The sequence below is a fragment of the Streptomyces sp. NBC_00247 genome, assembly GCF_036188265.1.
In the GTDB taxonomy this organism is placed as follows: domain Bacteria; phylum Actinomycetota; class Actinomycetes; order Streptomycetales; family Streptomycetaceae; genus Streptomyces.
In genome coordinates this window covers 5,542,492-5,554,417 of record NZ_CP108093.1, presented here as the reverse complement: position 1 = coordinate 5,554,417, position 11,926 = coordinate 5,542,492, and the positions used below count along the sequence as shown (strand labels likewise).

The following is an 11,926-nucleotide window of genomic DNA, read 5'->3' as shown; positions in this document are numbered from 1 at the left end:
CCCGCACCCCGAGCGATCGGGTGCGGGCCTGCGGCGTACGGACGGGGGAAGACGAGCCTTTACTCGGCCGCCTTCTTCTTCTCCTCGGCGTCCGCGATCAGCGCTTCGGCCAGCTGCTGCATGGACAGCCGCCGGTCCATCGAGGTCTTCTGGATCCAGCGGAACGCGGCCGGCTCGGAGAGGCCGTAGTCGGTCTGCAGGATGCTCTTCGCACGGTCCACCAGCTTGCGGGTCTCCAGCCGCTGCGCCAGGTCCGCGACCTCGTTCTCCAGCGCGCGCAGCTCGGCGAAGCGGGAGACCGCCATCTCGATCGCGGGCACCACGTCGCTCTTGCTGAACGGCTTCACCAGGTACGCCATCGCGCCGGCGTCGCGGGCCCGCTCCACGAGGTCGCGCTGCGAGAACGCGGTGAGCATGAGGACCGGGGCGATGGACTCCTCGGAGATCTTCTCCGCGGCGGAGATGCCGTCGAGCACCGGCATCTTGACGTCCAGGATGACCAGGTCGGGCCGGTGTTCCCGGGCCAGCTCGATGGCCTGCTGGCCGTCTCCGGCCTCACCGACGACCGCGTACCCCTCTTCCTCCAGCATCTCCTTGAGATCCAGACGGATGAGCGCTTCGTCCTCCGCGATGACGACGCGGGTCGTCAGCGGCGGAACGTGCGACTTGTCGTCGTCGACGGCGTCTGCGGGCTCGGGCGACTCGGGCGTGGTCACGGGGGCTCCTCGGTAAGGACAGGGGTACTGCTCCCAAGAGCCTACCTAGCTACGGTATGGTGGATCATCAGCGGGTCGACGTTAACCTTCGATTCTGCGAGCCCCGGTAGTCCAATTGGTTAGAGACAATGGATTCAAAACCCATACAGTGTCGGTTCGAGTCCGACTCGGGGTACTTTTCCTTCATTTCGAAGGCGCGCGCACATTCGTGGAACTTCACTTGATCTGAGTACCGATCAACGACTCTCGCGCCCTTCCCGCGTCTTCCGGCAAAGCTCGGTCCCATGTACGACCTGGGAACCCGAAAGCACGCCCTGGCACTGGTGGCTCAGGGCCGCAGCCTCAACTCCGTGAGCAGACTCACCGGCGTCTCGCGCTCCACCATCCGCTCCTGGCGGACCCGCCTCGAACCGCTCGAACCGGCCCGCGCGGAACCCTGCCCCCGGTGCGCCCCCGCACCCACCGCGGTCGAGCCTCCCGCCGCGTACGCCTATCTGCTGGGCCTCTACCTCGGAGACGGTTGCCTCAGCGCGGCGCGGCGCGGGGTGTACGCCCTGCGCATCGCGTGCGCCGACGCCTGGCCGGGGCTCGTCGACGCCTGCGCCGAGGCCGTGCGGCAGGTCCGCCCCTCGAACAAGATCATGCGGGTACGAGCTGCGGGATGCCAGTACGTCACTTCGTACAGCAAGCACTGGCCCTGCCTCTTCCCCCAGCACGGCCCCGGCAAGAAGCACGAGCGCCGCATCGTCCTCGCACCCTGGCAGCGGGAGATCGTCGCCGCGCATCCCTGGGATCTCGTGCGCGGGCTGGTCCACTCGGACGGTTGCCGCGCCACGAACTGGACGGTCCGGACCGTCGCCGGGGTACGGAAGCGGTACGAGTACCCGAGGTACTGGTTCACCAACGTCTCGGACGACATCCGGCGGCTCTACACGGACACGCTGGACACGCTCGGCGTGGAGTGGACGCACTGCGACCGCGCCGGGCGGCGGTACAACGTCTCCGTCGCCCGACGGGCGTCCGTCGCGCTCATGGACGCGCACGTCGGGCCGAAATACTGAGAGCGGACCACTGAGGGCGGACCGCTGGGAGCCGCCTACTTCGGACTGTCGTCCTCACCGACGTGGTGCACCCGGACCAGGTTGGTGAAACCCGCGACGCCCGGCGGGGAGCCGGCCGTGATGACGATGACGTCGCCCTTCTCGCAGCGGCCGATCCGCAGGAGCTCCTCGTCGACCTGGGCGACCATCGCGTCGGTGGACTCGACGTGCGGGCCGAGGAAGGTCTCCACGCCCCAGGTGAGGGTGAGCTGGGCCCTCGTGGAGGCGTCGGGGGTGAAGGCCAGGAGCGGGATGGGCGAGCGGTAGCGGGAGAGCCGCTTGGCGGTGTCGCCGCTCTGGGTGAACGCCACGAGGAACTTCGCGCCGAGGAAGTCACCCATCTCGGCCGCCGCGCGGGCGACGGCACCGCCCTGGGTGCGGGGCTTGCTGCGGTCGGTGAGCGGCGGGAGGCCGACCGCGAGGAGGTCCTCCTCCGCGGCTTCGACGATGCGGGACATGGTGCGCACGGTCTCGATGGGGTGCTTTCCGACGCTGGTCTCGCCGGAGAGCATCACCGCGTCGGTGCCGTCGATGATCGCGTTGGCGACGTCGGAGGCTTCGGCCCTGGTGGGGCGGGAGTTGTCGATCATCGAGTCGAGCATCTGGGTGGCGACGATGACGGGCTTGGCGTTGCGCTTGGCCAGTTTGACGGCGCGCTTCTGGACGATCGGCACCTGTTCCAGGGGCATTTCGACGCCGAGGTCGCCGCGGGCGACCATGATGCCGTCGAAGGCGGCGACGATGTCCTCGATGTTGTCGACGGCCTGGGGCTTCTCGACCTTGGCGATGACGGGGAGGCGGCGGCCCTCCTCGGTCATGACGCGGTGGACGTCGACGATGTCCTTTCCGCTGCGCACGAAGGAGAGGGCGATGACGTCGGCGCCGATGCGCAGGGCCCAGCGGAGGTCGTCGATGTCCTTCTCGGAGAGCGCGGGGACGGAGACGGCGACGCCGGGGAGGTTGAGGCCCTTGTGGTCGGAGACCACTCCCCCTTCGAGGACGGTGGTCCGGACGCGGGGGCCGTCGACCGAGACCACCTGGAGCGCGACGCGGCCGTCGTCGACAAGGATGCGCTCGCCCGGGGCGACGTCGGCGGCGAGGCCGTCGTAGGTGGTGCCGCAGATGTTCTTGTCGCCGTCGGCGAGGGGCTCGACGGTGATGGTGAAGGTGTCTCCGCGTTCAAGGAGTACGGGGCCTTCGCGGAAACGCCCGAGGCGGATCTTCGGGCCTTGGAGGTCGGCGAGGATACCGACGCTGCGGCCGGTCTCCTCGGCGGCTTTGCGGACGTGGTGGTACCGCTCTTCGTGCTCGGCGTGACTTCCGTGGCTGAGATTGAAGCGGGCGACGTCCATTCCCGCTTCGACCAGGGCTTTGATCTGGTCGTACGAGTCGGTCGCGGGGCCCAGGGTGCAGACGATTTTCGCTCGGCGCATGTTTCGAGCCTAGACCTTACCTACGGGTAGGCAATTGGCTCCGCATGACCGTCCAACATCCTTTCGGTTAAGGGATGTTGACAGGTGTTGAATTGCGCGGGCGTCCGCTCCGATGAGCGTTTCCGGGGTGGTCGACAGGGCCTCGCGGGAACTCGCGGCGCCTTTCGGGACTGGACGATCGACCGGATGCTCCGTCAGGGACAGCCGTTCGTGCGCAGACGGTCACCAGATCGAAATGTGAACAGGGTGTTCTGTATACGCCGACTGCGTCAGAATCTACGCGCGTCATGAACGTGGAACGCGCCGGCCCGGCGCCGGTCGCACACGTCGTCCGACTGAACGAGGAGTAACGAAAGATGCCGTTGAACCGCAGGACGTTTCTGGGCCGTTCGGCAGCCGCGGGCGCGGGTGCCGCACTGGCGGGCGCAGTGGTCGCCCCACAGGCCCAGGCCGCCGCGCCGTCGGGCCACGGGCTCGGACACGGACACGGGGAGAGCCACGAGAAGCGGTACTCGTTCACCGTCATGGGGACGACGGACATGCACGGCAACGTCTTCAACTGGGACTACTTCACGGACAAGGAGTACGACGACGCCGCGCACAACGACGTCGGCCTGGCGAAGATCTCGACGCTGGTGGACCAGATCCGCAAGGAGCGGGGGCGGGGCAACACGCTGCTGATCGACGCCGGTGACACGATCCAGGGCACCCAGCTTTCGTACTACTACGCGAAGATCGACCCGATCACGGCGAAGCGTGGCCCGGTGCACCCGATGGCCCAGGCGATGAACGCGATCGGTTACGACGCCGCCGCGCTCGGGAACCACGAGTTCAACTACGGCATTCCCGTGCTGCGCAAGTTCGAGGAGCAGCTGGACTTCCCGCTGCTCGGCGCGAACGCGCTGGACGCGAAGACGCTGAAGCCGGCCTTCGCCCCGTACGTGATCAAGCGCGTGCGCACGCCGCACGGCAAGGACGTGCGCGTGGCGGTGCTGGGTCTGACGAACCCGGGGATCGCGATCTGGGACAAGGCGAACGTGAGCGGGAAGATGGTGTTCCCGGGTCTTGAGGAGCAGGCGGCCCGCTGGGTTCCGAAGCTGCGTTCGATGGGCGCGGACGTCGTGATCGTGTCGGCGCACTCGGGCACGTCGGGTACGTCCTCGTACGGTGACCAGATCCCGTACGTGGAGAACGCGGCCGGTCTGGTGGCGGAGCAGGTGCCGGGGATCGACGCGATCCTGGTGGGTCACGCGCACTCGGAGATTCCCGAGTACTTCGTGACGAACAAGGAGACGGGCAAGCAGGTCGTTCTCTCGGAGCCGGCGAAGTGGGGTCAGCGTCTGACGCTGTTCGACTTCGACCTGGTGTGGGAGAAGGGCCGCTGGACGGTGGAGAAGGTCGGCGCCCAGGTGCTGAACTCCAACACGGTGGCCGAGGACAAGAAGATCACCCGGCTCCTGAAGGACGAGCACACGAAGGTGGTGGCCTATGTGAACCAGGTCATCGGCACCTCGGTCTCGGCGATGACCACGGCGAGCGCGCCGTGGAAGGACGAGCCGATCATCGACCTGATCAACCACGTCCAGGCGGAGACGGTGAAGGCGGCGCTGGCGGGCGGGGAGTTCGCGTCGCTGCCGGTGCTGTCGCAGGCGTCGTGCTTCTCGCGTACGGCCTCGATCCCGGCGGGCAACGTCACGATCAAGGACGCGGCGGGCCTGTACCCGTTCGAGAACACGCTGGAGGCGCGGGTCGTCACGGGTGCCCAGGTGAAGGACTACCTGGAGTTCTCGGCCCGGTACTACGTGCAGACGGCGGCGGATGCCGCGGTGGACACCTCGAAGCTGACGAACGCGAACAGCACGCCGGACTACAACTACGACGCGCTGTCGGGCGTGACGTACGACATCGACATCGCGAAGCCCGCGGGTTCGCGGATCGTCGGGCTGTCGTTCGAGGGTGCGGCGATCGACCCGGCGGCGAAGTTCGTGCTGGCGGTGAACAACTACCGGGCGAGCGGCGGCGGCAACTTCCCGCATGTTCCGGGTGCGCAGCAGGTGTGGGCGAACTCGGACGAGATCCGGAACACGATCATCGCGTGGGTGACGGCGAAGGGTGAGGTCGACCCGGCGGAGTTCGCGACGGTCGGCTGGCGTCTGACGCGGGACGGCGTGCCGGTGTTCTAGGAGTTGTTCGTACGGGGGTGTGTGGGGCGGTCGCTCCGGCTTTCGGGCCGGGGTGGCCGCCCTTTCGCGTGGTGCGCGGGCGGGTGGGTGGGTCAGGTGTTCTGGCGCAGGGGGTGGTGCGCGGGTTCTGCGGGGGGACGGCGGGGTGGGGGGTGAGGCCGAAGGTGGTGAAGGCGGTGCGGTCGGGGAGGGGGTAGGGGGTGGTGCCGGTGAGGTGGTTGAGGATGGTGGCGCTGCGGTGGGCGGCGAGTCCGAGGTCGGGGGCGCCTACGCCGTGGGTGTGGCGTTCGGCGTTCTGGACGTAGATGTTGCCGGTGATGGCGGGGTCGAGTTCCAGGCGGTGGTGGAGGTCGACGCGGGGGCGGCCGGTGGTGTCGCGGCGGATGTGCGGGGCGAGGGCGGTGAGGAGGGTGTCGAGGGGGCGTTCGCGGTAGCCGGTGGCGAGGACGACGGCGTCGGTGGTGTGGCGGGTGCGGGTGCCCTGCTCGATGTGTTCGAGGTGGAGTTCGACGCGGTTTCCGGCGAGGCGCCCGGCGGTGCGTACCCGGACTGCGGGGGTGAGGGTGGCGTCGGGCCAGCCGCCGTGGAGGGTGCGCCGGTAGAGCTCGTCGTGGATGGCGGCGATGGTGTCGGTGTCGATGCCCTTGTGGAGTTGCCATTGCCGGGTGACGAGGTGGTCGCGGGTCTCTTCGGGGAGGCCGTGGAAGTAGCGGGTGTAGTCGGGGGTGAAGTGTTCGAGGCCGAGTTTGGAGTATTCCATCGGCGCGAACGCGGGGGTGCGGGCGAGCCAGTGGATCTTTTCGTGGCCGTGGGGGCGGGCGCGCAGCAGGTCGAGGAAGATCTCGGCGCCGGATTGTCCTGAGCCGATGACGGTGATGTGTCCTGCGGTGAGGAGTTCGTCGCGGTGGTCGAGGTAGTCGCCGGAGTGGATGACGGGGAGGTCCTCGGATGCGGCGAGGGGTTGCAGGGGGGCGGGGACGTGGGGTTCGGTGCCGATGCCGAGGGCGATGTGGCGGGTGTGGGCGCGGCCGAGGGCTTCGGCTTCGCCGTCGGGGTCGAGTTGGGTGAAGTCGACTTCGAAGAGGGCGCGTTCGGTGTTCCAGCGGACGGCGTCGACCTGGTGGCCGAAGTGGAGTCCGGGGAGTTGGTGGGTGACCCAGCGGCAGTAGGCGTCGTATTCGGCGCGTTGGATGTGGAAGCGCTCGGCGAAGTAGAAGGGGTAGAGGCGGTCGCGGGTGCGGAGGTAGTTGAGGAAGGTCCAGGGGCTGGTGGGGTCGGCGAGGGTGACGAGGTCGGCGATGAAGGGGACTTGGAGGGTGGCGCCGTCGATGAGGAGGCCGGGGTGCCAGTGGAACGCGGGGCGTTGTTCGTAGAAGGCGGTGGTCAGCGGGGCGTGTGGGCCTTGGGGTTCTTGGGGCCTGGGGAGGTTGTGGGCGAGGGCGGCGAGGGAGAGGTTGAAGGGGCCGATGCCGATGCCGATGAGGTCGTGGGGCTGGTCGGCGGTGGGGGTGGGGCGGTCGGTCATCGGTGGGTGGGGCCTTCCGTGAGTGCGGTGTCGGGGCGGGTGGTGGGGGCGAGGCGGGTGACGTGGGCGAGGAGGCCGGTGAGGTCGGCGGAGGTGGTGCGGGGGTTGAGGAGGGTGACTTTGAGCCAGAGCCGGTCGTCGGCGTGGGCGCGGCCGAGGACGGCCAGGCCCCGGTCGAGGAGGGTGCGGCGGAGGGTGGCGACGGTGTGGTCGTCGGCGCCGGTGGGGCGGAAGAGGACGGTGCTGATGGTGGGGGGTGCGTGGAGTTCGAGGCCGGGGGTGCGGGTGATGAGGTCGGCGAGGTGGTGGGCGGCGGCGATGGTGCGGTCGACGAGGTCGGCGAGTCCGTCGCGGCCGAGGGCTTGGAGGGTGACGGCGATTTTGAGGGCGTCGGGCCTGCGGGTGGTGCGCAGGGAGCGGCCGAGGGTGTCGGGGATGCCGGCTTCGGTGTCGTCGTCGGCGTTGAGGTAGGGGGCGAGGTGGTGGAGGGGTTGGAGGTGGTGGTGGCCGGGGACGGCGAGGATGCCGGCGGGGGCCGGCTGCCAGCCGAGTTTGTGGAGGTCGAGGGTGACGCTGTGGGCGCGGTGGATGCCGTGGATCTTGGTGCGGTGGGTGGGGCTGAGGAGGAGGGTTCCGCCGTAGGCGGCGTCGATGTGGAGTTCGGCGCCGTAGGTGTCGCAGAGGTCGGCGATGTCGGTGAGGGGGTCGATGGCTCCGGTGTCGGTGGTGCCCGCGGTGGCGGTGACGAGGTGGGGGCCGGGGGTGGTGGTGAGGGCGTGGTGGAGGGCGGTGAGGTCCATGGTGCCGGTGGGGGCGGGGACGACGTGGGGTGTGGGGAGGCCGAGGAGCCAGGCGGCGCGGGCGATGCTGTGGTGGGCGTTGGAGCCGTGGAGGGTCTGTACGGGGCCGTGGCGCTCGCGGGCGAGGAGGAGGGCGAGTTGGTTGGCTTCGGTGCCGCCGGTGGTGATGACGGCGTCGGGGCGGGGGTGGTGCGGGTAGATCTCGCGCGCGAGTGTGGCGGTGAGTTCGGCTTCGAGGGTGGTGGCGGCGGGTGCCTGGTCCCAGGAGTCCATGGAGGGGTTGAGGGCCGAGGCGGCGAGGTCGGCGGCTGCGGCGAGGGCGAGGGGCGGGGTGTGGAGGTGGGCGGCGCAGTGGGGGTGTGCGGGGTCGGCTGCGCCTTCTGCGAGGGCGGTGACGAGGGTGGTCAGGGCGTGGTGGGCGCCGGTGCCTTCGTCGGGGAGCAGGGGGCCGATGGCGTGGCGGGTGCGGGTGGTGGTGGCGGTGGGGCCGCCGGCGGGGAGGGGGCCGGCGCGGCGGGTGGCGCCTTCGTGGAGTGCGGCGAGGACGGTGTCGAGCAGGGGGCGGAGGTGGGCGGGGCCCGCGGTGCCGCCGGCGAGGGGTGGAGTGGTGGACATGGATGGGGGCTGCCCCTTCGGTGGTGTGGTGGCGGTGGACATGCGGGCGGCCCCTTCGTTCTGTACGTCCCTTGGGCCGCTCGGTCCAACGATGCCGACCCTAAAGGGGTATGGGAGTGTGTCGCGGCGCACGCGTACGTATTCCCCATCGCTGTACGGGAGTTCGAAGCCGGCTGATGCGCGCGGACGGGGCGGCGGGGGCATGCATCGCATGCGCATCTCCGCTCGACCACCCTTCTGCGCAAGGAGGTTGAGCTGCCGGACACGACCGCGCCCGGCTCCCCCCGATGGAGGGGAGCCGGGCGCGGTGCGTGTGTGCCGGCCGTCGGTGGGCCGGCCGGGGGCGGGGGTGGGTCAGTGGGCGTCGCGTACGGCCAGTGCGCGGCGCAGGTCGTCGAGTTCGTCGACGAGCTTGCGCCGGAGGGCGGGGGTGAGGGTGTCGTCCTCCAGGGCGTGGTCGCCGAGTGCGAGCGATACGGCGTCGACGTCGTACGCGGGGAAGGCGGACCGCCCCGCGGCGGTGGCGATGGCGGGGCCCCGGCGGGCGGCGAGGGCCGCGGCGTCGGGGTAGTAGCGGGCTACGTACTCGCGGGTGAGTCCGGTCTGCTCGGGCTGCCAGAAGCCCTGGGCGGTGGCGGTGAAGAGGTAGTTGGAGAGGGTGTCGTCGTGGAACAGGGACTGCCAGGCGGCGGCCTTGGCCTCCGGGTCGGGCAGGGCGGCACGGCAGCGGGCGGCGCCTTCCTGGCCGGTGGCGCTGGGGTCCTGGGCGAGTGCGGCGGCGATGGCGGCCTCGTCGGTGGCGCCGAGGACGGCGAGGCGGGTGAGGGCGCGCCAGCGCAGTTCGGGGTCGAGTTCGGGGCCGCCGGGCACGGTGCCGTCGGCGAGCCACTCCTGGAGGGTGTCGGGCTGGGTGGCGGCGTCGATGAAGTGGCGTACGGCGACGAGCCGCAGGCCGGGGTTGCTGCCGTCCTCGGTGCGCCGGAGGAGGTCGCGGCAGAGGTCGGCGAGGGTGGCGAGCGCGGCGGGGCGCTCCTGGTGGGTGACGTAGCGGTCGGCGAGGAGGGCGGCGAAGCCGAGGACGCCCTGGACGAGGGCGAGGTCTGACTCGTGCGGGAGGTGGGTGCGTGCGAGGGCGAGGTGGGCGGTGGGGGGGAGGTCGCCGTCGCGGACCATGTCCCGGGCGGCGTTCCAGATGACGGCGCGGGTGAGCGGGTCCGGGATGCTGGAGAGGCCGTCTTCGACGGCGGTCCAGGACGCGGCGTCGAGCCGGACCTTCGCGTAGGTGAGGTCCTGGTCGTTGGGGACGACGAGGACGGGGCGCCGGCCGGGCAGGGTGAGGGGTTCGCCGGTGCCGGGGACGTCGGTCTCGACCCGGTCGCGCAGGACGAGCCGGTCGGGGCCGGTGCCGAGTTCGTGGTCGTAGAGGCCGACCGCGATGCGGTGGGGGCGGCTGCCGCGGTGGTCGACGGCGAGGGTCCACTCGTTGCCGAGGTCCTCGACGCGGGTGGTGAGGGTGTCGGGGCCGGTGGTGCGCAGCCAGGTGTCGGCCCAGCCGTGGACGTCGCGGTCGGTGGCGGAGGCGAGGTTGTCGATGAAGTCGGCGAGGCTGGCGTTCGCGAACTTGTGGCGGGCGAAGTGGGCGTTGATGCCGGCCAGGAAGTCCTTCTCGCCGATCCAGGCGACGAGTTGGCGGAGCGCGGAGGCGCCCTTGGCGTAGGAGATGCCGTCGAAGTTGACGAGCGCGGAGGCGGTGTCGGGGACGGCTGCGGGGTCGGGGGCGACCGGGTGGGTGGAGGGGCGCTGGTCGGCGTCGTATCCCCAGCCCTTGCGGGCGACTCCGAAGTCGACCCAGGTGTCGGTGAAGCGGGTGGCTTCGGCGATGGTCTGGTAGCCCATGTACTCGGCGAAGGACTCGTTGAGCCAGATGTCGTCCCACCAGCTGAGGGTGACGAGGTCGCCGAACCACATGTGGGCCATCTCGTGGGAGATGACCATGGCGCGGGTCTGGCGCTCGGTGTCGGTGACGGCGGAGCGGTAGACGAACTCGTCGCGGAAAGTGACGAGTCCGGGGTTCTCCATGGCGCCGGCGTTGAACTCGGGGACGAAGGCCTGGTCGTACGAGTCGAACGGGTAGGGCTCGTCGAACTTCTCGTGGTAGCGGTCGAAGCAGGCGCGGGTGATGTCGAGGATCTCGTCGGCGTCGGCGTCGAGGTGGGGGGCGAGCGAGCGGCGGCAGTGGATGCCGAAGGGGATGCCGGCGTGCTCGGTGGTCACGGAGTGCCAGGGGCCTGCGGCGACGGCGACGAGGTAGGTGGAGATGAGGGGGGTGGGGGCGATGGTCCAGCGGCCTTCACCGGTGTGGGTGGCGATGCCGTTGCCGAGGACGCTCCAGCCGTCGGGGGCGGTGACGGTGAGCTCGAAGACGGACTTCAGGTCGGGCTGGTCGAAGGCGGGGAAGACGCGCTGCACGTCGTCGAGGAACAGCTGCGTGTAGACGTAGTTCTCGCCGTCGGTGGGGTCGGTGAACCGGTGCATGCCCTCGCCGGTGCGCGAGTAGCGCATGGTGGCGTCGACGCGGAGTTCGTGGGGGCCCGCCGCCAGCCCGGTGAGCGGGTAGCGGTCGTCGGCGAGGAGCGCGGGGTCGAGCGGCTGTCCGTCGAGGCTGAGCGAGCGCAGTACCGCGGGCTTGACCTCGATGAAGGTGTCGGTGGCGGTACGTGCGGTGAACCGGACGACGGTGCTGGACCCGAAGGTCTCGTCGCCGGTGGTGAGGTCGAGGTCGATCGTGTATCGCTGGATTTCGAGGGCGGTGGCACGGGTCTGCGCTTCGTCGCGCGTCAGTACGGACATCGTTCCATGCTGCCGTACGGCTCCGGCGGCGCGCGTGCGGGGCGGGTCAGGACCGCCGGTGACGGGTTTGTCGGCTGTCGCGTTCCCCTCGGCGGATGGCAGAGTGCGGGCATGTCGCTGACCAGCATCGTCCTCTCCTCCGGCCGTTCGATCGACCTGAGCGACCTGCGGCTCTCGTCGACCTACGGCGGCATGCTGGAGGGCTGTCCGTGTGACATCGCCTGGGAGGAACTCGCCGGGGACCACGAGCTCTGAGCCCGTGAGCCGGGCGGGCGGGACGTTCGGAACACGCCCTGGCTGCCCCGCACCCGCTCGGGGCCGTCAGGCGCCGGTCGGTGCGTCGCCCTGGGCGGTCCGGTCGCCGGCGGTGGCCTCCTCGGCGATCCGCTCGTGGTGACGAATCACTTCGGCGACGATGAAGTTGAGGAGCTTCTCCGCGAAGGCCGGGTCGAGCTTGGCGCTGCCGGCGAGCTGGCGAAGCCGCTCGATCTGCCGGGCCTCGCGCGCCGGGTCGGCGGGCGGGAGCTGGTGGGCGGCCTTCAGGTGGCCCACCTGCTGGGTGGCCTTGAACCGTTCGGCGAGCATGTGGACGACGGCGGCGTCGATGTTGTCGATGCTCTCGCGCAGCCGGTTCAGTTCCGCGCGTACGGACGGATCGATGTCGTTCATGAGGGACGAGCTTAGACGTTGCGCACGGGTCGTCG

Annotated in this window: 9 protein-coding genes and 1 tRNA gene; 4 read left to right on the top strand and 6 right to left on the bottom strand. The window is 70.2% G+C overall.

From position 1 onward, the window contains the following. Positions 1-59: 59 nt before the first annotated feature. Positions 60-716 carry an ANTAR domain-containing response regulator gene (locus tag OHT52_RS24200; protein WP_275494733.1) on the bottom strand — a complete coding sequence of 219 codons (657 nt, stop codon included), beginning with the start codon at positions 714-716 and terminating at the stop codon, positions 60-62. Between the two features lie 100 nt (positions 717-816). Here OHT52_RS24200 and OHT52_RS24195 point away from each other — a divergent pair. Next, positions 817-891 (top strand) — tRNA-Leu (locus tag OHT52_RS24195). 109 nt (positions 892-1,000) lie between these two features. Beyond that, a complete protein-coding gene (locus OHT52_RS24190; protein ID WP_328722273.1) occupies positions 1,001-1,777 on the top strand; it encodes a helix-turn-helix domain-containing protein in 777 nt (258 codons plus the stop codon). A gap of 35 nt (positions 1,778-1,812) precedes the next feature. Here the strand turns inward: OHT52_RS24190 and pyk are convergent, their stop codons facing one another. After that, entirely contained in the window at positions 1,813-3,249 is a 1,437-nt protein-coding gene (gene pyk / locus OHT52_RS24185; RefSeq protein ID WP_328722272.1) for a pyruvate kinase, read from the bottom strand. A 356-nt stretch (positions 3,250-3,605) separates the two neighbouring features. Here pyk and OHT52_RS24180 point away from each other — a divergent pair, with 356 nt between their 5' ends. After that, on the top strand, positions 3,606-5,432 hold the full coding sequence (locus OHT52_RS24180; protein ID WP_328722271.1) for a bifunctional metallophosphatase/5'-nucleotidase: 1,827 nt from the start codon (positions 3,606-3,608) through the stop codon (positions 5,430-5,432). On the opposite strand, the gene OHT52_RS24175 is transcribed toward OHT52_RS24180, so the two are convergent. From OHT52_RS24175 to pepN, 3 genes are all read right to left on the bottom strand, one after another. Continuing rightward, positions 5,338-6,957 carry a SidA/IucD/PvdA family monooxygenase gene (locus OHT52_RS24175; RefSeq protein WP_328722270.1) on the bottom strand — a complete coding sequence of 540 codons (1,620 nt, stop codon included), beginning with the start codon at positions 6,955-6,957 and terminating at the stop codon, positions 5,338-5,340. The two genes, OHT52_RS24180 and OHT52_RS24175, sit on opposite strands and share 95 nt — an antisense overlap. Continuing rightward, positions 6,954-8,372 (bottom strand): pyridoxal phosphate-dependent decarboxylase family protein, encoded by a 1,419-nt coding sequence (locus OHT52_RS24170; protein ID WP_328722269.1) that lies wholly within the window; start codon positions 8,370-8,372, stop codon positions 6,954-6,956. The genes OHT52_RS24175 and OHT52_RS24170 overlap by 4 nt, the downstream gene beginning before the upstream one ends. A 354-nt stretch (positions 8,373-8,726) precedes the next feature. After that, the gene (gene pepN / locus OHT52_RS24165; protein ID WP_328722268.1) at positions 8,727-11,222 is read right to left on the bottom strand and encodes an aminopeptidase N; all 2,496 of its coding nucleotides are present in this window, start codon (positions 11,220-11,222) and stop codon (positions 8,727-8,729) included. Positions 11,223-11,333: 111 nt separating this feature from the next. On the opposite strand from pepN, the gene OHT52_RS24160 reads away from it, so the two are divergent. After that, positions 11,334-11,477: a hypothetical protein gene (locus OHT52_RS24160; RefSeq protein ID WP_328724001.1), complete on the top strand. Its 144-nt coding sequence runs from the start codon at positions 11,334-11,336 to the stop codon at positions 11,475-11,477. Positions 11,478-11,543: 66 nt separating this feature from the next. On the opposite strand, the gene OHT52_RS24155 is transcribed toward OHT52_RS24160, so the two are convergent. After that, positions 11,544-11,891 (bottom strand): chorismate mutase, encoded by a 348-nt coding sequence (locus tag OHT52_RS24155; protein ID WP_328722267.1) that lies wholly within the window; start codon positions 11,889-11,891, stop codon positions 11,544-11,546. Positions 11,892-11,926: the final 35 nt, after the last annotated feature.

Bases quoted from the DNA above. Each gene is read 5' to 3' on its own strand.
- OHT52_RS24190 (WP_328722273.1), top strand. From the start codon at position 1,001: ATGTACGACCTGGGAACCCGAAAGCACGCCCTGGCACTGGTGGCTCAG.
- pyk (WP_328722272.1), bottom strand. From the start codon at position 3,249: ATGCGCCGAGCGAAAATCGTCTGCACCCTGGGCCCCGCGACCGACTCG.
- OHT52_RS24180 (WP_328722271.1), top strand. From the start codon at position 3,606: ATGCCGTTGAACCGCAGGACGTTTCTGGGCCGTTCGGCAGCCGCGGGC.
- OHT52_RS24175 (WP_328722270.1), bottom strand. From the start codon at position 6,957: ATGACCGACCGCCCCACCCCCACCGCCGACCAGCCCCACGACCTCATC.
- OHT52_RS24170 (WP_328722269.1), bottom strand. From the start codon at position 8,372: ATGTCCACCACTCCACCCCTCGCCGGCGGCACCGCGGGCCCCGCCCAC.
- pepN (WP_328722268.1), bottom strand. From the start codon at position 11,222: ATGTCCGTACTGACGCGCGACGAAGCGCAGACCCGTGCCACCGCCCTC.
- OHT52_RS24160 (WP_328724001.1), top strand. From the start codon at position 11,334: ATGTCGCTGACCAGCATCGTCCTCTCCTCCGGCCGTTCGATCGACCTG.
- OHT52_RS24155 (WP_328722267.1), bottom strand. From the start codon at position 11,891: ATGAACGACATCGATCCGTCCGTACGCGCGGAACTGAACCGGCTGCGC.